The organism is Nocardioides xinjiangensis (assembly GCF_017916385.1).
Classification (GTDB): Bacteria; Actinomycetota; Actinomycetes; order Propionibacteriales; family Nocardioidaceae; genus Nocardioides; species Nocardioides xinjiangensis.
In genome coordinates, this window is sequence record NZ_JAFMSW010000001.1 from 149,155 (window position 1) to 169,990 (window position 20,836).

Genomic DNA, 20,836 nt, shown 5'->3' on the forward strand with positions numbered 1-20,836 from the left:
ACAGCGGGTCCTCCCGTTCGGGTGCGCCCGGGGACCCGGCCCTCCGCCGGGCCTCGACGCCCCGGGCCGGGCCGCTGGCTACATTGTGCCCGTGACCGTCGCCCGAACGCTGACCGCTGTCCGGCGCACCCTGCTCACGCTGCTCGGGCTCCAGATCGGGTTCGCGGTCGCCCTGTCCCTGGTCGACTCATACCGCCGCCGCGGCAAGAGGCCGAAGCCGTTCCCCGTCACCGGGCCGCGGACCGTCCCGGTCGGCGACGGGGAGATCACGACGTACACGTTCGGCCGCGACCTCTACGACGACATGCTGGCCGCGATCGACGGCGCCAAGAAGCAGATCCTCTTCGAGACCTACATCTGGAAGGGCGACGAGATCGGGTGGAAGTTCAAGACCGCCCTGACCGCGGCCGCCGACCGCGGCGTGGACGTCCACTGCATCTACGACGGCTTCGCCAACATGGTCGTCTCCCCCGCCTTCAAGCGCTTCTCGCCGAAGCTCAAGGTGCTGCGCTACCCGGTCTGGACCGCGGGGCTGCGCTTCTGGAACCTGCGCGGCTACGGCCGCAACCACCGCAAGATGCTGGTCGTCGACGAGGAGGTCGGCTTCCTCGGCGGCTACAACGTCGGCTCCGCCTACGCCACCGAGTGGCGGGACACGCACGTCCGCATCACCGGGCCCGGGGTGTGGGACATGAAGCGCGCCTTCGCCGACTTCTGGAACCTCAACCGCCGGCACCGGATCCGTCGCAACGACCGGCCGCTGCTGCTGGAGACCGCCTCCGACTGGGACCCGCAGATCCGCATCCACAAGAACATCCCGCGGCAGTGGAGCTTCCCGATCCGCAGCATGTACCTCGAGGCGATCAGCCGGGCCAGCCGCAACGTCTGGCTCACCACCGCCTACTTCCTGCCCGACCAGGACTTCGTGGACTGCCTCGCCGACGCAGCGCGGCGGGGCGTCGACGTACGGATCCTGCTGCCGCTGAAGTCCAACCACGTCGTCGCCGACTGGATCTCGCGCGGCTACTTCGGCCAGCTGCTCGCGGCCGGGGTACGGATCCTGCGCTTCAAGGACGCGATGGTGCACGCCAAGACCGCCACCATCGACGGCAGCTGGGCGACGGTCGGCACCGCCAACATCGACCGGCTCAGCCTCCAGGGCAACTACGAGGTCAACCTCGAGGTCATCGACCCGGCGTTCGCGGAGGTGATGGAGGACGTGTTCCGCACCGACGAGTCCAACTGCCTCGAGCTGACCCTGTCGGAGTGGGAGGCACGCGACCTCAACCGCAAGTTCACCGAGAGCTTCCTCGCACCGCTGCGCCCCCTCCTCTGAGCGCGAGGATCCACGCCGACACGACGGCGATCCACGCCAGCGCCGCGACGTACGCCGCCGCCTGCCAGCCGGTGCGGTCGAGCGCGTCACCGTGGCGGGCGAGGGCGACCACCTGCAGCACCACGAAGGCGGCGCCGGTCCAGCCGAGCGGGCGCACCTGGCCGGCGTCGTCGACCAGCCGGGCGTGCGCCGCCGCCCAGCCGAGCCCGACGAGCCAGGCACCGACGGCGCGTGCCGTCAGCGGGGTCAGCGGCCACGCCCACACCTCGCTCGCCCGCTCCGGTGCCGCGAGCAGGGCGACGCCCGTGCCGACGAGGACCAGCGCGAGCAGCACCAGCAGCCACTGCAGCGCCGCCGGCAGCGAGGTGCGTACGACGTCCGGGCCCCGCGGGACCCGCGCCTGCACCACCAGCCCGAGGACCATCGCCACCGGCACGCCGGCGTAGATCGCGAGCCACCCCCAGGTGACGAGCCGTGCGCTGGTCGGGTGCCCGGCTCCGAGGTGGAACCTCTCGAGGTGGACCAGCGTGACGACGAGCGTCAGGGTCGTGAAGACCAGCACCGTCCACACCGTCAGCCGCGCGCGGCCCCACCCGGGCGACCGGGCGCCGGCGACCTCGAGCACGGCGCTCGACCAGTAGGCCGCCCCCAGGAACACGGCGGTCATCGGCACGTCGATCGTCCAGGCGAACCAGTCCGCGGTCCGCGTGGTGAAGACGGTCAGCTGCAGCCCGGCGAGGAAGACGAGGAGGGCCGCGACCAGCAGCAGCGCCCGCATCGACGGCGCGACAGGGGCGTCGCGTCGCGCCCGCCGCCGGCTCACGGTGCGCCGGCGGGCGCCGGGTGCGCGGCGAGGTAGCCGTGGAGCAGCGCGATCACGGTCGCCCCGTCGCCGACGGCGGTCGCCACCCGCTTGATCGAGCCGGCGCGCACGTCGCCGACAGCGAAGACGCCGTCGATGGTGGTCTCCAGCGGCAGCCGTCCGTCCTCGCCCGTGCGGACGAAGCCGGCCTCGTCGCGCGCGACCTCCGCAGGCAGCCAGGAGGTCCGCGGGACCGACCCGATGAGCACGAACAGTCCGCCGGCCGCCACCTCCTCGGCGCCCGTCGCTCCGTGCGGGTCGCCCAGCGTCAGCCGGGCCAGGCAGCCGTCCTCCTCGCGCCCGTCGAGCACCGCCGTCCGGTAGCGGATGGCGACGTTGCGGGTCGCCTCCAGCTGGGAGACGAGGTACTCCGACATGCTGGCGGCGAGCGAGGACCCGCGTACCAGCAGCGTCACCTGCCGCGCGTAGCGGGCCAGGTGGAGCGCCGCCTGCCCGGCCGAGTTGCCGCCGCCCACGACGTACACCTCCTGCCCGGCCATCGACGGCGCCTCCGACACCGCAGCGCCGTAGAACACGCCGCGTCCGACGAGCGCGTCGAGGGAGGGCACGTCGAGGAGCCGGTAGTCGACGCCGGTGGCGACCACGACGCTGCGGGCGCGCACCACGCTGCCGTCGGACATCCCGACCGTGCGCAGCGGGCCGTCCGTGCCCAGCGCCTGGACCTGACGCAGGAAGAAGTACTCGCTGCCGAACGACCACGCCTGCTGGAAGGACCGGAACGCCAGGTGCGCGCCGCTGACGCCGCGGGAGAAGCCGGGATAGTTGCGGATCAGCGAGGACGTGCCGGCCTGGCCGCCCACGGCGGACTGCTCCACCACCATCGTCGACAGGCCCTCGGAGGAGGCGTAGACGGCGGCGGCGAGCCCGCTGGGGCCGGCGCCGACGACCACGACGTCGTAGACGCGGTCGTCGGACAGCGGCGACATCAGGCCGAACGCGTCGGCGATCTCGAGGTCGGTGGGCGCGACCAGCGTCGTCGGCGGACTCGTGAACGCGAGCTGCAGCACCGGGAGCTCGGGGTCGCGCAGGCCCAGCCCGTCGAGGAGCCGGGTGGCCGACTCCGTGCCGACCTGGTGGAAGCCGACCGGGATGTGGTTGCGGCCGAACTGGTCGCGCAGCGCGTGCGTGCGCTCGTCGCGCTGCTCACCGATGATGCGCACCGCCTCGAAGCCGATGCCCTGCGCCAGGTGCCAGTCGTCAAGCGCGTCCGTGATCGTGCCGTGGAACTCCTCGTCGCGGCGCCGCTCCGGCCGCAGCAGCACGAGCTCGGCGTGGCCGTGGCCGATGGCCGTGAAGACGTCGCGCGTGCTCGCGAAGTCGCCCCAGATCGCGGCGATCGCGCGCTTGGCCGAGGGGTGCAACGCGTACGCCCGGCGCAGGAAGTCGAGCCCGTCGCGGTCGTCCGGGCCGAAGCAGGCGATGACGAGCGCGACCTGGCGCTCCCACCGGCGCAGCCCCTCCAGGACCGCCCGCGCGTGCGCGTAGTCGGCGCAGACGACGACCTCGTAGTCGCCGCCGTAGCGGCGTCGCAGCTCCGAGCCGATCACCTCGCGCGAGGTCGCGTCGGTCGTGGCCAGCAGCAGGACAGGATCGACGTCGCCCATGGCGGCCTCCCTCACAGCCTTCACCCGTCCCCTCGACGCTACTCCCGCCGTCCGGGCGGCGGCGACACCAATTGCGGGGGGTCTGGACCGCTCGAGCCGGCTCTCACGCACCGCCGCCCGCCCGAAGCGAGGCCGAGCGGTGCGTGGCGCAGGTTCTGCGGCCCCGGAAGCTGCCTCACGCACCGCTGCCCGGCAGCTCGGAATGAGGCCGAGCGGTGCGTGGCGCAGGTTCTGCAGCCCCGGAAGCTGCCTCACGCACCGCCCTGGGATCGAGCGGTGCGTGGCGCAGGTTTCACGACCCCGGAAGCTGCCTCACGCACCGCCGGCAGCTCGAAGTGGGCCTGAGCGGTGCGTGGCGCAGGTTTCGCGACCCCGGAAGCTGCCTCACGCACCGCCCGCGCGGAGGGAGGCCGAGCGGTGCGTGGCGCAGGTTCTGCAGCGCCGGAAGCTGCCTCACGCACCGCTGGAGCTCGAAACGAGGCCGAGCGGTGCGTGGCGCAGGTTTCGCGAGCCCGGAAGCTGCCTCACGCACCGCCGCCAGCTCGAAACGAGGCCGAGCGGTGCGTGGCGCAGGTTCTGCAGCGCCGGAAGCTGCCTGACGCACCGCCGCCCGCCCGGGAGCGGGGCTCAGCGCGTCGGCAGGTGCGCCGGCACGCTCATCCGCGGGCCGCGCCGGGGGCGGGCACGGCCGCCCGCGATCGCCATCGCGGCAGCGCGCCCCCGCTGGGGGCGGTAGGGCTCGAGCATCTCGGCCATCTCGTCGTCGGTGATGTCGCGTCCGACCAGCGCCCAGCCCACCCAGTTGGCGAGGTGGTAGTCACCGAAGCTCACCGCGTCGGGGTCGCCGAGCGCGCGCTGCCGGACCTCGGCGCTGGTCCACACGCCGATGCCGCGGATCGAGCGCAGGCGCCGGTCTGCCTCCTCGACGGGCAGCTCGGCGACGCGCTCGATCGAGGCCGCCAGCCGGCAGGCGGTGACGACCGTGCGGGACTGCGCGGGCTGGACGCCGAGCCGCAGCCACTCCCACGACGGGATGGCGGCGATCGTCTCGGGCGTCGGCTGGACCATGAGCCGCAGCGACGCGACCGGGCCGGGCGCCGGCTCGCCGTGGCGCCGCACGAGCTCGCGGAAGGAGCCGAAGGCCTGCTTGCCGGTCACCTTCTGCTCGAGGATCGAGGGCACCAGCGACTCCATCACCAGGCCCGTCGCGCCGAGGCGCCAGTGCCGGTGCGTCCGCCAACCGGCGGCCACCTCCGGGTGGTGGTGCGCCTCGAAGCCCTCCGGGTCGTCGTTCGCGCCGAGCAGGGCGGGCATCCGGTCGAGCGCCCACTCCGCGCCCGGCCCCCACGCCCGGCCCACGACCTCGCCGGCCGACGGCCGCGGCTCCACGCACAGCGACGCCGGTCCGAGCGGCGTACGCATCGCCCGCCAGATGCGGCCCGAGTCCTCGTGCCGCTGGGTCGGGTCGCCGGCCCCGCGCCGCTGCGGACGCAGCACCTGCGCGGAAGAGCACGGCCAGTCGGGCGCCCAGGTGCGGGTGAGCTCGGTGGTCGCGAGGGGCATGGGTGCGACGGTAGACGAGGACACCGACTACCGTCCCCTCATGGGCGACTCACCGATCAAGCGCGACCTCGAAGAGGGCATCCAGCGGGACTTCTCGAAGGCGATGTCCTACGGCGACTACCTCCGCCTCGACGTGCTCCTCTCGGCCCAGCAGCCGCTCTCCGACCCGCCGCAGCACGACGAGCTGCTCTTCATCATCCAGCACCAGACGAGCGAGCTGTGGCTCAAGCTGATGATCCACGAGCTGCGCTCGGCGCGCGCCCTGCTGCGCACCGACGACCTCTCCCCCGCGCTCAAGCGGATGGCGCGCATCAAGCACATCCAGCACACCCTCACCGACCAGTGGTCGGTGCTCGCGACGCTGACGCCCAGCGAGTACGCCGAGATCCGGCCCTTCCTCGCCACGAGCTCGGGCTTCCAGTCCGCGCAGTACCGCGAGGTCGAGTTCCTGCTCGGCAACAAGAACGCCGACATGGTGAAGGTGCACGCCCACGACGGCGCGGCCCGGGCGGCGCTCGAGGAGCTCCTGCACGAGCCGTCGCTCTACGACGAGTTCCTCGCGTACCTGTCGCGCCAGGGGTACGCCGTCCCCGGACGGCTCCTCGACCGCGACTGGTCGCAGCCCTACGCGACCGACCAGGAGCTGGTCGACCTCTTCGCCGGCGTCTACGCCGCCCCGGCGGAGCACTGGGGCGTCTACGAGACCTGCGAGGAGCTCGTCGACGTCGAGGACGCCTTCCAGCAGTGGCGCTTCCGGCACCTGCAGGTCGTCCAGCGGGTGATCGGCCACAAGGTCGGCACCGGCGGGTCGTCCGGGGTCGACTTCCTCAGGCGGGCGCTGGACCTGACGTTCTTCCCCGAGCTCTACGAGGTGCGCACCCGCGTCGGCGAGTGAGCCCACGACAGCACGCACGCCGCAGGCAGCTCGCCGCGGGTTCGCCTGTGCCCGCGCTCAGAGCAGCCGGCCGCAGGTGGGCCACGGGGAGCGCCCACGCTGCTTGTAGAGCAGCTTGGCGCGGTAGGTCTGCTCGCCGGCCGAGGCGGCGGTCGGGACACCGGTGCCGCCCACGCTGCGCCACGTCCCGAGGTCGAACTGGTACAGCCCGTAGTAGCCGGCTGGGTTCACCGCGCGCGGGTTGCCGCCCGACTCGCAGTTGGCGAGGGCGCCCCAGTCGAGTCCGGCGGTACCCGGGACGGCGTACGGCTCGCGGCCGACGAGGACCCGACGCGGCCGGGGGTCCTTCACGACCGTGCGCTTCACGACGCGGTACCTCACCGGCTCGCCGTTGTGGAGCGTCCTCACCGCGACGACGCGGCGGACGCCGGGCCGACCCTGGCGCACGACCTTCCGGCGGCCGGGCGCGAGCTTCGTGGTGTGCACCTCGACGGTGCCGGCGCGGACCCGCTCGCGCTTGGTCTTGCGCTCCTTGACCACGTCGGTCAGGCGTACGACGTCGCCCTGCCGCAGGCGCTTGCGCGGGCCGGACACCTCACGACCGTCGCGGACGACGTCCACCAGGTCGTTGCGGTCCACGGGGACGCCGTGGGCCTCGAGCAGCCGGCCGGGCCACGCCCGGGGAGCGCTCGCGACCTCGACGGCGGGCTGGTCCGCCACCTTCAGGCGCACAGCGACCGGGTCGGCGTCCTGCTGGGCGGCGGCGCTGCCGGGAACGAGGGTCAGGGCCAGGGCGGCCGCGGCGGTGCCGGCGGCGGCGCCTCGGAGCCGGGCGGACAGGGCGGGTGTGGTGGCACGCACGTGCTTCGGACCTCACAGGGAGTTCTGCGCCTCCGGGGCGCTCGGACGCGACGCCGTCGTGTCGGGCGTCGAGGCCGCGGCGCGTCTCACCTCGCGACGGGAGGCGCCTCGTCCGCGACGAGGGGCACTGCCTGCGGCCCATCCACCAGAACACGATCACGCGGCCATGTCGAATCCGGGGCAGGCGCTGCGCCGGGCCCGAGCGAGGCGGCGTGAGCCGGTTCACGCCGGTTCCGCGGGGCCCCCGCGGTCGGGGACGCAGCCGGGAGCGGCGCCGGCTCGGGAAGCGGCCCGCCCTTTCGAGCCGCCGGGTGCAACTTCTGTCGAAGGACCGCGCGAAGTGGTGCCACTTGTGTGTTGACGTCGACGAATCGAGGTACCTACTGTGACGTGCATCACGGGGCCGCCGGGACCCCTCGGGAGATGGGCGACCGACTCGATGGCCAGAGCCGCTCTGCTGCAGCCGCTGATGCGCCGCGCGAGCGCGCGTCCCGGGCCCCCGCATCGGCCCGCCGGCCCGACCCGATGTCGCCACCGGCCGCCGCCGGCGCCCGACCCGGCCGACACAGCCGGCCCGGCATCCACTCGCACTCGCCCCCACGCCCCCAGGTCACCAGAAGGCAGGACAGCATGAGCAGGTTCCGTTCACCCGCGGCACGCGTCAGGACCGTCGCGAGCTCCCTCGCCCTCGCCGTGGCCGGCGGAAGCCTGGCCGTCGCGCCGGCCGCCGCGTCCGCGGCCGGGCCCGACCCGGCCGACGCGCCGCCCGCAGCCGCACGGGACGCGGCCGCGAGCCTCGCGGCGCCGACGTACGACGTCCTGGTCTTCAGCAAGACGACCGGCTTCCGGCACGGCTCGATCGGGGCGGGGATCCGGGCCATCGAGCGCCTCGGCGCGCAGTACGGCTTCAACGTCGACGCCACCGAGGACGCCGCCCAGTTCACCGCGGCCAACCTGGCGCAGTACGAGGCCGTCGTGTGGCTCTCCACGACCAGCGACGTGCTCAACGCCAGCCAGCAGGCGGCGTTCGAGGACTACATCCAGGCCGGCGGCGGCTACGTCGGCGTGCACGCCGCCTCCGACACCGAGTACACCTGGCCGTGGTACGGCCAGCTGGTCGGCGCGTACTTCCAGAGCCACCCGGCCGGCACCCCGACCGCCACCATCGACGTGGAGGACCAGGAGCACCCCTCCTCGTGCGCGCTGCCGCAGAAGTGGACCCGCACCGACGAGTGGTACAACTTCCAGGCCCCGGAGAACCCGGTCGTCAACGGCGGCGGACCCGACTACAGCCCGCGCGTCGACCCCCACATCCACGTCCTGGCGACGCTCGACGAGTCGACGTACGTCGAGAACGACGGCAACGCCACCGACGACGACCACCCGATCGCGTGGTACCAGGAGTTCGACGGCGGCCGCAGCTTCTACACCGGCGGCGGCCACACCGACGCCTCGTTCTCCGAGCCGCTCTTCCGCACGCACCTGCTCGGCGGCATCCAGTACGCCGCCGGCCAGGCCCCGGACGCCTGCACGCCGGTGCCGCCCGGCGACGCCTCCTTCGAGCAGGTCACCCTCGCCAAGGGCGTCGACAAGGTTGGGGAGCCGATGAGCATCTCGGTCCTGCCCGACGGCCGGGTGCTGCACAACGCCCGTGACGGCCGCATCTTCCTCACCGACCTCGAGGGCAACACCACCCTCCTGCACGACGTGCCGATCTACTCCCACGACGAGGACGGCCTGCAGAGCGTCACGGTCAGCCCCGACTTCGAGGAGGACGGCTGGGTCTACCTCTACTACGCCCCGCCGCTGGACACCCCGAGCGGCGACGCCCCCAACGACGGCACGGCCGAGGACTTCGCGGCGTGGAAGGGCTACAACGTCCTGACCCGGATGAAGATGGTCGACGACGACCTCGACCCGTCGACCGAGCAGGAGCTGCTGCGCGTCGAGGCGGACCGGGGCATCTGCTGCCACGCGGGCGGTGCGATCGACTTCGACGCCGACGGCAACCTGTACCTGTCCACCGGCGACGACTCCAACCCGTTCGCCTCCGACGGCTACGCGCCGCTCGACGAACGACCCACCCGCAACCCCGCGTACGACGCCCAGCGCAGCTCCGCCAACACCAACGACCTCCGCGGCAAGGTGCTGCGCATCACCCCCGACCCGACGGCGGCGAGCTACACCGTGCCGGCGGGCAACCTCTTCCCCGAGGCGTCGGACACCCAGGGCAAGACCCGCCCCGAGATCTACGCGATGGGCTTCCGCAACCCCTTCCGCATGACCGTCGACAAGCGCACCGGCTACGTCTACCTCGGTGAGTACGGTCCGGACGCCGGCAGCGCCAACCCCAACCGCGGCCCCGGCGGCATCGTGGAGTTCAACCAGATCCGCGAGGCGGGCAACTTCGGGTGGCCCTACTGCACCGGGTCCAACACCGCGGCCGAGACCTACAACGACTGGAACTTCGCGACCGGCACCACCGGCCCGAAGTTCGACTGCTCGGCGCCGGTCAACAACAGCCCCCGCAACACCGGCCTCACCAACCTGCCCCCGGCCCAGCCCGCCTGGATCAAGTACGACGGCGGCAACGTCACCTACAACGGCGTCACCACCGGCGAGTTCGGCGGCGGCGGCGAGGGCCCGATGGCCGGCCCGGTCTACAACTTCGACCCCGAGCTCGACTCGGACGTGAAGTTCCCCGAGTACTTCGACAACCACTTCTTCGCCGGTGAGTGGACCCGCGGGTGGATCCGTGACATCGCGATGGACGCCGAGGGCGACGTGGCCGGCATCGACCCGTTCTTCGACTCCATGACGCTGTACGCGGCGATGGACATGGAGTTCGGTCCCGACGGCTCCCTCTACGTCCTCGACTACGGCAACGGTGGCTACTTCACCGGCAACGAGAACTCGGCCGTCTACAAGATCAACGCGATCAACGAGGGCGCCCGCTCCCCCTCGGCCTCGGCCACCGCCACGCCCGACTCCGGCGCGGCGCCGCTGGAGGTGCAGTTCTCCAGCGCGGGCTCGAGCGACCCCGACCAGGGCGACTCGATCGTGGGCTACGCCTGGGACTTCGACAACGACGGCACGGTCGACTCCACCGAGGCCAACCCGACGCACGTCTACACCCAGGTCGGGGTGTACGACGCCCGCCTGACGGTGACCGACTCCACCGGCCGCACCGGCGTCGCCACCGCGGTCGTCACGGTCGGCAACACCCGGCCGAGCGTCGAGATCGAGCTCCCGCCCAACGGCGGCTTCTTCGAGTTCGGCGACTCCGTGCGGGTGAAGGTCAACGTGAGCGACCCGGAGGACGGGACGATCGACTGCGACCGGGTCGAGATCGACTACGTCCTGGGCCACGACTCGCACGGCCACCCGCTCAGCTCGCGCACCGGCTGTGACGTCGTCCTGCCGACCGTGCAGGACGAGGGCCACGACGCCTCGGCCAACATCTTCGGCGTCATCAACGCCAGCTACACCGACGAGGGCGGCAACGGCGTCCGCACGCTGACCGGCGAGGACGAGGTCGTGCTGCAGCCCAAGCGCAAGCAGGCCGAGCACACCACCACCCGCCAGGGCGTCGAGACCGAGGCGACCACCGACCCGCTCGGCGGAGCGCGCAACCTGTCCAACATCGACGCCGGCGACCACGTGTCCTACGCGCCGATCAGCCTGTCGCAGGTGCCGCGCCTGCGCTTCCGGGTCGCCTCGGCCGGGGCCGGCGGCACGATCGAGGCCCGACTCGACAGCCCGACCGGACCCCTGGCGGGGTCGGTCGCGGTCCCCGTGACCGGCGGCTGGCAGCAGTGGCAGTTCGTCGACATGGACATCGCGGAGTCGGCGCAGCAGGGCTCGCACGAGCTGTTCCTGGTGTTCACCAACGCCAACCCCTCCGCGACGGGCCTGTTCAACGTGAACTTCTTCGACGCAGCCGGCAAGGGCGTCTCGGTCAACTCCAGGCCGCAGGTGGGTGCACAGGGCACCCCCACCCAGGGCACCGCGCCGCTGACCGTCGACTTCACCGGCTCCGCGTCGGACTTCGACGGCGACGAGCTGACCTACCGGTGGGACTTCGGGGTGCCCGGTGACGGCGACACCGCCACCAGCCTCGACGCCGAGTACACCTACACCGAGCCGGGCACCTACACCGCGCGCCTGACCGCGACCGACCCGTCCGGGGCCAGCGGCTACTCGACGGTCCCGATCCGCGTTCTCAACGCCTGCGGCGTGCAGCAGTCCGACGAGTTCGACGGCAGCTCGCTCGACGGCAAGTGGGACGTCATCCGCGACAGCGGCGAGTGGAGCGTGGCGGACGGCGGCCTGCAGCTGCCGATCAACAGCGGCAGCCTCTACGGTCCCGGCGGCAACGCCGAGGACATCATCGTCCAGCAGACGCCGGACGGCGCGTGGCAGGTCACGGCGAAGGTCACCGCCGTGGTCTCGGAGAACTACCAGCAGGCCGGCCTGCGGGTCTACTCCGACGACGAGAACTGGGCCTCGGTCCACCTCATCTCGGCGGGCGGGAACCGCGACGTCGAGTTCATCTACGAGGCGCAGGGCTCGCCGCGCAACAACGCCGAGGACAAGCTGGGAGGTGTCCCCGAGGGCTTCCCCACGACCTACTACGTGCGGCTCACCTCGGACGGCACCGACCTGCGGGCGTCTTACTCCACCGACGGCGAGACCTTCTCGCCGGTCGGCCGGCCGGCGCCGATGAGCTCGTTCGCGGACCCGAAGATCGGTCCGGCGGCGGTCTCCGGCGGCGCGCAGGGAACCCCGACGGCGACGTTCGACTGGATCCGCTTCGACCCGGACGGCACGTCCGGGGCCGCGGACCCGACCGACGAGTTCGACGGCACCGCCCTGGACACGTGCCGCTGGAACGCGATCGTGCGCGAGGACGCCTCGCTGTACGACGTGGAGAACGGTGCGCTGACGATCTCGGCGACCACGGGTGACCTGTACCAGGGGTCCGACCCGTCGGGCACGAGGAACATCATCCTGCAGTCCGACACCAACACGACCGAGGACTACTCGATCGAGACGAAGATGTCGACGACGTTCACCGACGGCTACGCCCAGGGCGGGCTGATCATCTACGGCGACGACGACAACTACGTCAAGCTCGACCCGATCAGCGACACCAACGCGGGCCGGATCAACCGCATCGAGCTCCGCTCGGAGTCGAACGCCGCGATCCTCAACCCGCAGCCCGAGCTGGCGGCACCGGCCAACGTCACGTCGTACCGGCTGCGGCTGACCAAGACCGGGAACAGCTACACCGGTGAGGCAGCGTTCGACGGCGGCGAGTGGCAGACCGTCGGCACGGTCTCCAACCCGACGGCCGACATGGACTTCGGGGTCTTCGCCCTCGGTGTCCAGCAGGCCGGCCGGACGGCGACGTTCGACTACTTCCGCGTCGAGCCCGCCGACCAGAACCGGGCGCCCGTCGCCGACGACGACTCCGCCACGACGCTGGAGGGCACCCCGGTCGACGTGCCGGTCCTGGTGGGCGACACCGACCCGGACGGTGACGACCTCACCGTCGCCAGCGCCACCGACCCGGCGCACGGGACGACCGCCGTGAACGACGACGGCACCGTCCGCTACACGCCGGACGCCGGCTTCTCCGGCGCCGACTCGTTCAGCTACACGGTGGAGGACGGCAACGGCGGCAGCGACATCGCCTCGGTGGCCGTGACCGTGTTCGAGGACTGCGACCTCGAGAGCCCCGACGACACCTTCGAGGGCGCCGCCCTCGACGACTGCCGCTGGAACGCGATCGTGGCCGAGGACCCCGACCTGCTCGAGGTGGCCGACGGGCGCCTGCACCTCACCACCACGACGGGCGAGATCTACCAGAGCGGGACGAGCAAGTCGAACCTCGTCCTGCAGTCGCCCGACCACGCCGGCACGGACTGGACCATCGAGACGGTGGCCGACGTGAGGGGCCTCGACGGTGGGTGGAGCCAGGCCGGCCTGATGGCCTACGGCGACGACGCGAACTACGTCAAGCTCGTGTCCATCTCCGACGACGGCCGCTCGGCGCCGAACCGGTTCGAGCTGCGCTCGGAGGTCGGCGACGTCATCGTCGGGGCCAACCCGCAGCCCGAGATCGTGGTGCCGGCCGGCGCCGACCTGAGCGACGTGCGCCTGCGCCTGGTCAAGGCCGGGAGCACCTACACCGGCTCGGTCTCGTTCGACGACGGAGCGAGCTGGGTGGACATGCCCAGGACGGTCAGCAACCCGGTGGTGGCGCCGCGGTTCGGCGTCTTCGCCGCGGGCGTGCTGCAGAGCGGTGACGTCGTGTCGTTCGACAGCTTCACCGTCGACGGCGAGGACCCGGTCGACCCGGTCAACACCGCGCCGGTGGCGACCGACGACCGGGCGACGACGCAGCGGGGCACGGCCGTCCGCGTCGACGTGCTGGCCAACGACAGCGACGCCGACGAGGGCGACGAGCTCTCCGTCGAGTCGGTGACGAAGCCGGCGCACGGCACGGCGGTCGCCGGCGCCGACGGCACCGTCACCTACACCCCGGACGCCGGGTACACCGGTGACGACGCGTTCGACTACGTCGTCACCGACGGTGCCGACACCGACACCGCCACGGTGACCGTCACGGTCACCAAGGCCGCCGAGCCGGTCGCGGACACCCGGATCACGGTCGCTCCGCGCGACACCACGCGCTCGAGGACGGCGACCATCGGGTTCTCCGCGACCGGTCCGGGCGCTGCGGGAGCGACGTTCGAGTGCTCGCTCGACGGATCGGCGTTCCAGGCGTGCGCCTCGCCCCGCACCTACCGCGACCTGGCCGACGGTGCGCACGAGGTGCGGGTCCGGGCGGTCACCGCCGGCGGCGTCGACCCCACGCCCGCGACCGCCGCGTGGACGGTCGACCGGACCGGGCCGCGGGTCCGGAAGGTCACGCCGACGGGGGCGACCCGCGACCGCACGCCGAAGGTCGGCGCGCTCGTCACGGACAGGCACTCCGAGGTCCGCCCGGCCGGCCTGCGGCTGTTCGTCGACGGCACGCGGGTGCCCGGCGTGCGCTACGACGCGCGACGCGGCCGGCTGAGCTGGACGCCGGACCGGGCCCTGTCCCCCGGCCGCCACACCGTGCGCCTCGTCGCGAAGGACGCGCTCGGCAACCGGACCGTCGAGAAGTGGCGGTTCACCGTCCGCCGGTGACGCGGGAGCGCCGCCGAGGCGTCCGTCGTCAGACGGTCGTCCTCGGCGGCGCTACACGGGCCGTTCGATCGTGGTCACCACGCGTGTCACCGAGGGCCGCCTCGGCGTGCTGGAGAAGCCGAACCGGCAGGGCGGGTCGACGGACGCGAGAACACCCAGGCCGGTCCCCCGCCAGGCCCCGGTGATCCTGGTGACCGCCGCGACCGACGTCGCGCCGTACCACTCGCGCCGGTCGTTGCCGGCCGTCCCCCGCGTCCGGACGCCGCGCAGCACGACGCGGGCAAGGGGGTCGGCCAGCGCGCAGAACCACGGTGCCGTCGCGACGCGCGCGGGCACGAGGCCGAGCAGCAGGCCCAGCGGCGTACGGTTGCCCACCTCGAGGCCGAGCGACAGCGACGGGGTCGTGACCTGCCAGCCGGCAGGGGTGTCCTCGACCGACACCGGCTCGATGACGTGCTCGTCGAAGGAGTAGGTCGACGCGACGAAGTGGCGCACGCGGTCGTCAGGGGCCAGCAGGACGCGGTGGCCCGAGGCGTCCTCGACCATGACGTCGGTGAAGGGGCCCCACGGCGAGTCGTCCCAGCGGCCGACGACCACGCGGACGCCGCTGCTGCTGCCGACCCCGGCGATCCGGCCGGTGAAGCGCTCCCGGACCCGGCCGGTCCTCACGGCTGCACCAGCCCCCCGGGCTCACGGCCCTCGGCGGCGAGGCCGCGGGCCACGCCGGCGCGGTCCTCCTCGGAGCGGTTCTGGCTCAGCTTGGCCTTCGCCTCCACGGACTCCACGACGAGCTCGACCCCGACGATGGGGCGGAGGTTCTTCTCGACGTAGTCGGCCGGCGCATCGGTGACCGCCCACGGCTCGGCGCGCGGCTGCTCGTGGCGGTCGGTCAGCCGCGTGACCATCCCCCGCACCCACTCCGGGTCGTCGTGGACCGCGACCCGGCCGCGCAGGTGGACGACGGAGTAGTTCCAGGTCGGGACGACCCGGCCGTGCTCGGCCTTGGTGGCGTACCAGGAGGGGCTGACGTAGGCGTCGGGGCCGCTCACGACGGCCAGGGCCGGGGCCCCGTCGACGATGCGCCGCCAATGGGGATTCGCGCGGGCGAGGTGGCCGACGAGGAGCTCGTCCTCCCACAGCACCGGCAGGAACGTCGCGTCCGGTACGCCGTCCGCGCCGACCGTGACGAGCTGCGCGGTGCCGACGGCGCGGACGAACGGGCGCACGTCGTCGGCGTCCATCACGTTGAACCGCGGGACGTAGAGGGAGGCGGCCGGGTTGCTCACGCGACCATCCTGCCCCTCCGGGGGGCGCCGTTGTCGGCGGCGGGCGGCAGGATGGGCGCATGCTGCTGGCCGAGCTCGTCGCCACCTCCGCCGCGGTCGCCGCCACACGGTCCCGCAAGGCCAAGGTCGCCGCGCTCGCGGAGCTCCTCGGCCGAGTGTCGCCCGACGAGCTCGAGGTCGTCGTGTCCTACCTCGGCGGCACGCTGCGCCAGCGACGGACCGGGCTCGGCTGGCGCGGCGTCAGCGACCTGCCCGCGCCCGCCGACGCGCCGTCGCTGACGGTGCTCGAGGTGCACGAGGCGTTCGAAACGATGGCCGCCCTCTCCGGCGCCGGCTCGCAGCTGGCCCGCAGGGAGGCCGTGGTCGACCTGTTCGGCCGCGCGACGGCCGCCGAGCAGGCCTGGCTGCGCGCCATCGTCACCGGCAACGTCCGTCAGGGCGCGCTCGACGCGGTCACCCAGGAGGCGGTGGCGCTGGTGGCGGAGGTGCCGCTCGCCGCCGTGCGCCGTGCCGCGATGCTGGCGGGCTCGACCGTCGCGGCCGCGAGGGCGGCGTTCGCGGGCGAGGAGGCGCTGGCCGCGATCCGGCTCGAGGTCGGCCGGCCGATCATGCCGATGCTCGCGTCCAGCGCGCCCGACGTCGCGACGGCGATGGCGGGTCTCTCCGCCCACGGGGCCACGGAGGTGGCCGTCGACGCCAAGCTCGACGGCATCCGGATCCAGGTGCACCGTGACGGCGACGACGTGCTCGTCGTGACCCGCAGCCTCGACGACATCACCGGTCGCCTGCCCGAGGTCGTCGAGGTCGCCCGGTCACTCGCGGCGGAGCGCTTCGTCCTCGACGGGGAGGCGCTCGCGCTGTCCGAGGACGGCCGGCCCCTGGCGTTCCAGGACACCGCGAGCCGGACCGCGCAGGACACGGGCGTCGCCGTCACTCCCCACTTCTTCGACCTGCTCCACGTCGACGGTCGCGACCTGCTCGACGCCCCGGGCCACGAGCGCCTCGCCGCGCTCGACGCGCTGGTGCCCGAGCGGCACCGGGTCCGCCGACTCGTCACCGCCGACCCGCGGGCCGCCGACGAGTTCGCCCGCGAGACCGTCGCGTCGGGGCACGAGGGCGTGGTGCTCAAGGACCTGTCCGCCCCCTACGCTGCCGGCCGTCGCGGCTCGGCCTGGGTGAAGGTCAAGCCCCGGCACACCCTCGACCTCGTCGTCCTCGCGGTCGAGTGGGGGTCGGGGCGGCGCGAGGGATGGCTCTCCAACATCCACCTCGGTGCGCGCGACGCGTCGTCGCCGACCGGGTTCGTGATGCTGGGCAAGACGTTCAAGGGCATGACCGACGAGATGCTGGCCTGGCAGACCGAGCGGTTCACCGAGCTGGCCGTCTCCCCCGGCACCGTCCGCGACCGCTACGTCGTCGAGGTGCGGCCGCTCCAGGTCGTCGAGATCGCCTTCGACGGCCTCCAGCGCTCGACGCGCTACCCCGGCGGCGTCGCGCTGCGGTTCGCCCGCGTGCTGCGCTACCGCGACGACAAGGGACCCGACGAGGCGGACACCATCGAGACCGTGCGCGCGCTCGCCGCGGGTTGACGCCCCGGCGCAGCAGTCAGCGCCGCGGCTTCGGCAGCCGGCACCCCGGCGTGTCCAGGTCGAACGTCCGCCCCGCGTCGAGGCAGGTGAGCAGGAGCCAGGTCTGCTGGCCGTAGTTCATGTCCCTCACCATCCGCACCCGGCCGCGCCGTCCCTCCTCGCACGCCGAGTCGACGCAGCGGCGGCCCCCGACGTAGGCGGTGTTCGCGATCCCGACCACGAGACCGGTGTCCTGCGACACGACGGGCGAGCCGGAGTAGCCGCCGCGGATCGCGCAGCCGTCGCGCGCCGGCAGCCGGATCGCGTGCCACCAGTCCCACGTCCGCTCGTGCAGCCGGTACGCCGTGCCGGCGGTCGCGCACGTGCGCTGCTCGGTCCAGTAGCCGGACGGGATGCGGACCCGCTCCCCGCGCGCCGGCCCGTCGCTCGCCAGGGTGAGCGGCGTGACGCCGTCGCCGGCGAGCTCGGCGTACGTCTCGCGCAACGACAGCAGCGCGACGTCGGTGCGGTACATCGTGGCGTACTGCAGCCGGACGCCGCGGACGGTGCGGGCCACGTCGCCGCGGCCGTCGAGCAGCTCGACCCGGGTCCACCGCCTCTCGTCGACCAGGACCTCCCGGGCGCCGAGGAACGGGCGGCGCACGCAGTGGCCGTTGGTCAGGACGACAGCGGGGTCGGTGTCGAGCGCGGCCGGCCAGCGCACCACCGCGCCCGAGCACCCGGGCAACCGGGCCGTGCCGGCGAACCGTCCGACGCCGTCGTCGGCGGCGACCGCAACGAGGGGCGACAGCACCGCGGCGAGGGCGGCGAGGACCCAGACGACGACGGCACGACGGGCTCCGGGCAACCGCATGCCCGCATCGAACCACACCCGGGCACCGGCCCGACCCTCCCTAGACTGGCGTCATGAGCACCGAGTCGACGCCCGAGACGGTCCCCGGGCGCGGCAGCACCGCGGCCGTCCGGCGTCGGCAGCGGGAGACTGAGATCATCTCGGCCACCCGGCGCCTCTTCGACGAGCGCGGCGTCCGTGACGCGCAGATCGAGGACATCGCCAAGGCGGTGGGCATCAACCGCGCGATCATCTACCGGCACTTCACGAGCAAGGAGGAGCTGTTCAGCCTCACCCTCGTGCAGTACCTCGACGAGCTGCGGGTCGCGCTCGAGCAGGCGGCCGCCGGCACGGTGGAGCCGCGCGGGCAGCTCGTACGCCTCGTGGAGGCGTTCGTCGACTACGGCCTCGCCCACCCCGCGTTCGTCGACTGCGCCCAGGCGATCATGCGGCGCCCCGGCGGCGACCTCCTCGAGGAGGTCAGCGAGTCCGCGATGTACCGCCTCGGGCAGGCCATCGGCGGCTGCCTGTCGGTCCTCACCCGGGCGATCACCGCCGGCGCGGAGAGCGGCGACTTCCACGTCGAGGACCCCGGGCTGCTCGCCAACATGCTGTACGCCAGCGGCCTCGGCACGCTCCAGCTCGGCCGCGTGGCGATGCTGGTCTCGGAAGAGGCCCCGGGCGTGCCGCGCATCAGCCGCATCACCGCCGAGCAGGTGCGCGACCACATGGTCGCCTCGGCCCTCGCGGTGGCCGCCGGCCCCGTCCGCTAGGCGGCGCTCAGCGGGACAGGTGCTTCGCGCGGGCGAAGCAGAACGCGCCGTAGGCGACGATGCCGACCGCGATCGCCGTCAGCAGCACCTGGCCGAAGGGCTGCTCGCGCACGGTCTGCAGCGCCTGGTCGAGGCCGCCGGACTTCTGGGGGTCGTGGGTGACCGCGGCGTAGCCGAAGAGCCCGCCCACGATGGCGATCGCGACGCCCTTGGCGATGTAGCCGATCTTGCCGAGGCGGACGTACACCGAGCCGTCCGTGCCGGCCTGCCCCTGCGCGTCGAGGTGCTCGCGGAACTTCTCGGTCCACCCGCGCCACACCAGCGAGGCGCCGTAGCCGATGACCGCCAGCCCGACGGCGCCGACGATCAGCTGCCCGCCGGGGAGGTCCATGAGCTTGGCGGTGGTGGAGTCCGTGCCGCCGTTGCCGCCACCGGACCCCGTGGCGGTCTGCACCGCGCTCCAGCCGATGGCGCCGTAGATGACGGCCTTGCCGAGGGATCCCGCGCGCTTGCGCCACCGCTTGGTGTCGTCGGACTCCTCGCGGTGGCCATAGCCGAACTCCAGCAGTCGCCACAGGACGAGGAGGAACATCCCGACCGCGACGAGCCACACCAGGACCTCGCCGAGCGGCTGCTGGACGAGGTACTGCATGGCGCCGGAGTTGGAGGCGCTGTCCTCCTTCTCGCCGAAGGCGAGCTGGAGCGCGAGCCACCCGACCAGCAGGTGGACGACGCCGTACGCCACCAGTCCGGCGCGGATCGCGTGGTCCATCCAGTCGCTGCCGCGGACCTGTGCGGCGGTGTCGGGGGCGTTCATGGGGTCAACCTAGGGGGCGCGCCCGTCCACCGGCGAACCGCCACAACCCCTGCGGGTGGGGCGCGCGTGCAGATCCGGGTGGCGCCCCGACGAGGGTCTAGACCAGGCTCGCGCGGTCGCGCATGATCGAGCCGAGCAAGCCGTTGACGAACGTCGGGGACTCGTCCGTGGAGAGGTCCTGCACCAGGTGCATCGCCTCGCTCACCGCGACGCTCTCCGGGACGTCCTCGTCGCCCCACAGCAGCTCGTAGACGCCGATGCGCAGCACGTTGCGGTCCACGGCCGGCATCCGGCTGAGCGTCCAGCCCTTGCTGTAGGTCGTCAGCACCTCGTCGATGCGCGTCCGGTGCTCGGCGACACCGCGGACCAGCGTGCTGGTGTAGTCGTTGGTCGGGCCCTCGCCGGCCTCGATGGCCCGGTCCAGCGCCGTCACGGGGTCCTCGGAGCGCAGCTCGGAGGCGAAGAGGATGTCCAGCGCGCGCTTGCGCGCCTTCGAACGGGCAGCCACGCGGTGTCAGGCCTTGACGCGGCCGAGGTAGGACGAGTCGCGCGTGTCGACCTTGACCTTCTCGCCGGTGGTGATGAAGAGCGGTACCTGGATGGTGTGGCCGGTCTCGAGCGTGGCGGGCTTCGTGCCGCCGGTCGAGCGGTCGCCCTGCAGGCCCGGCTCGGTCTCGGCGATCAGCAGCTCGACGGAGGCGGGCAGCTCGATGAACAGCACGCGGCCCTCGTTGGTGGCGACGATCGCCTCCTGGTTCTCCAGCATGAAGTTCTTCGCGTCCCCGACGACCTCGGGGGCGACCTCGAGCTGCTCGTAGCTCTGGACGTCCATGAAGACGTAGGAGGAGCCGTCGTTGTAGAGGTACTGCATCGTGCGGCGGTCCACGTTGGCCGTCTCGACCTTGGTGCCGGCGTTGAAGGTCTTGTCGACGTTCTTGCCCGACTCGACGTTCTTGAGCTTGGTGCGCACGAAGGCCGGGCCCTTGCCGGGCTTGACGTGCTGGAACTCGACGACGGACCAGAGCTGCCCCTCGAGGTTGAGGACCATGCCGTTCTTCAGGTCGTTGGTGGTTGCCATGTGTCTGATGTCCGCCTTCGTCGAGTTGTCAAGGAGCACGGGCGCGCGGCCGGTGACGGGCGCGCCGACGGACCAGTCTAGTCGCGGGCCGCGAGAGCCAGGAAATGCTCGGCCTGCGA

At 72.8% G+C, this 20,836-nt stretch carries 15 protein-coding genes; 5 read left to right on the forward strand and 10 right to left on the reverse strand.

Features of this window, described 5'->3' with window-relative positions; genetic code table 11:
- Positions 1-91 precede the first annotated feature (91 nt).
- On the forward strand, positions 92-1,336 hold the full coding sequence (locus tag J3P32_RS00755; RefSeq protein WP_307861522.1) for a phospholipase D-like domain-containing protein: 1,245 nt from the start codon (positions 92-94) through the stop codon (positions 1,334-1,336).
- Here the strand turns inward: J3P32_RS00755 and J3P32_RS00760 are convergent.
- The 3 genes from J3P32_RS00760 to J3P32_RS00770 all read right to left on the reverse strand — a co-directional run bounded on the left by J3P32_RS00760 (position 1,296) and on the right by J3P32_RS00770 (position 5,386).
- Positions 1,296-2,114, reverse strand: a complete 819-nt coding sequence (locus J3P32_RS00760) for a hypothetical protein (protein WP_210437753.1) — start codon at positions 2,112-2,114, stop codon at positions 1,296-1,298. The genes J3P32_RS00755 and J3P32_RS00760 overlap by 41 nt on opposite strands.
- Positions 2,115-2,155: 41 nt before the next feature.
- Positions 2,156-3,847 (reverse strand): FAD-dependent oxidoreductase, encoded by a 1,692-nt coding sequence (locus J3P32_RS18345; protein WP_210437756.1) that lies wholly within the window; start codon positions 3,845-3,847, stop codon positions 2,156-2,158.
- A gap of 603 nt (positions 3,848-4,450) precedes the next feature.
- On the reverse strand, positions 4,451-5,386 hold the full coding sequence (locus J3P32_RS00770; RefSeq protein WP_210437758.1) for a DNA-3-methyladenine glycosylase family protein: 936 nt from the start codon (positions 5,384-5,386) through the stop codon (positions 4,451-4,453).
- Between the two features lie 40 nt (positions 5,387-5,426).
- On the opposite strand from J3P32_RS00770, the gene kynA reads away from it, so the two are divergent.
- A complete protein-coding gene (gene kynA / locus J3P32_RS00775; protein WP_210437761.1) occupies positions 5,427-6,281 on the forward strand; it encodes a tryptophan 2,3-dioxygenase in 855 nt (284 codons plus the stop codon).
- A 57-nt stretch (positions 6,282-6,338) separates the two neighbouring features.
- Here the strand turns inward: kynA and J3P32_RS17595 are convergent, their stop codons facing one another.
- Positions 6,339-7,142, reverse strand: coding sequence for a resuscitation-promoting factor (locus J3P32_RS17595; RefSeq protein WP_307861524.1), 804 nt, complete (start codon positions 7,140-7,142; stop codon positions 6,339-6,341).
- 630 nt (positions 7,143-7,772) lie between these two features.
- Here J3P32_RS17595 and J3P32_RS00785 point away from each other — a divergent pair.
- On the forward strand, positions 7,773-14,342 hold the full coding sequence (locus J3P32_RS00785) for a ThuA domain-containing protein (RefSeq protein ID WP_210437764.1): 6,570 nt from the start codon (positions 7,773-7,775) through the stop codon (positions 14,340-14,342).
- A 51-nt stretch (positions 14,343-14,393) separates the two neighbouring features.
- Here J3P32_RS00785 and J3P32_RS00790 read toward each other — a convergent pair whose 3' ends face one another.
- Together J3P32_RS00790 and J3P32_RS00795 are read right to left on the reverse strand one after the other, a co-directional pair.
- The gene (locus tag J3P32_RS00790) at positions 14,394-15,011 is read right to left on the reverse strand and encodes a hypothetical protein (RefSeq protein WP_210437767.1); all 618 of its coding nucleotides are present in this window, start codon (positions 15,009-15,011) and stop codon (positions 14,394-14,396) included.
- Positions 15,008-15,628 carry an FMN-binding negative transcriptional regulator gene (locus J3P32_RS00795; RefSeq protein WP_307861525.1) on the reverse strand — a complete coding sequence of 207 codons (621 nt, stop codon included), beginning with the start codon at positions 15,626-15,628 and terminating at the stop codon, positions 15,008-15,010. The genes J3P32_RS00790 and J3P32_RS00795 overlap by 4 nt, the downstream gene beginning before the upstream one ends.
- A 59-nt stretch (positions 15,629-15,687) precedes the next feature.
- On the opposite strand from J3P32_RS00795, the gene J3P32_RS00800 reads away from it, so the two are divergent.
- A complete protein-coding gene (locus J3P32_RS00800; protein ID WP_210437769.1) occupies positions 15,688-17,217 on the forward strand; it encodes an ATP-dependent DNA ligase in 1,530 nt (509 codons plus the stop codon).
- Between the two features lie 16 nt (positions 17,218-17,233).
- Here J3P32_RS00800 and J3P32_RS00805 read toward each other — a convergent pair whose 3' ends face one another.
- Complete coding sequence (locus J3P32_RS00805) at positions 17,234-18,070, reverse strand: trypsin-like serine peptidase (RefSeq protein ID WP_210437772.1); 837 nt, start codon at positions 18,068-18,070, stop codon at positions 17,234-17,236.
- Positions 18,071-18,123: 53 nt separating this feature from the next.
- On the opposite strand from J3P32_RS00805, the gene J3P32_RS00810 reads away from it, so the two are divergent.
- On the forward strand, positions 18,124-18,822 hold the full coding sequence (locus J3P32_RS00810; RefSeq protein ID WP_210437777.1) for a TetR/AcrR family transcriptional regulator: 699 nt from the start codon (positions 18,124-18,126) through the stop codon (positions 18,820-18,822).
- A gap of 7 nt (positions 18,823-18,829) precedes the next feature.
- Here the strand turns inward: J3P32_RS00810 and J3P32_RS00815 are convergent, their stop codons facing one another.
- From J3P32_RS00815 to efp, 3 genes are all read right to left on the reverse strand, one after another.
- A complete protein-coding gene (locus tag J3P32_RS00815) occupies positions 18,830-19,639 on the reverse strand; it encodes a DUF1206 domain-containing protein (protein WP_210437780.1) in 810 nt (269 codons plus the stop codon).
- 97 nt (positions 19,640-19,736) lie between these two features.
- Positions 19,737-20,147, reverse strand: a complete 411-nt coding sequence (nusB, locus tag J3P32_RS00820) for a transcription antitermination factor NusB (RefSeq protein ID WP_210437793.1) — start codon at positions 20,145-20,147, stop codon at positions 19,737-19,739.
- Between the two features lie 6 nt (positions 20,148-20,153).
- On the reverse strand, positions 20,154-20,717 hold the full coding sequence (gene efp, locus J3P32_RS00825; RefSeq protein ID WP_210437796.1) for an elongation factor P: 564 nt from the start codon (positions 20,715-20,717) through the stop codon (positions 20,154-20,156).
- Positions 20,718-20,836: the final 119 nt, after the last annotated feature.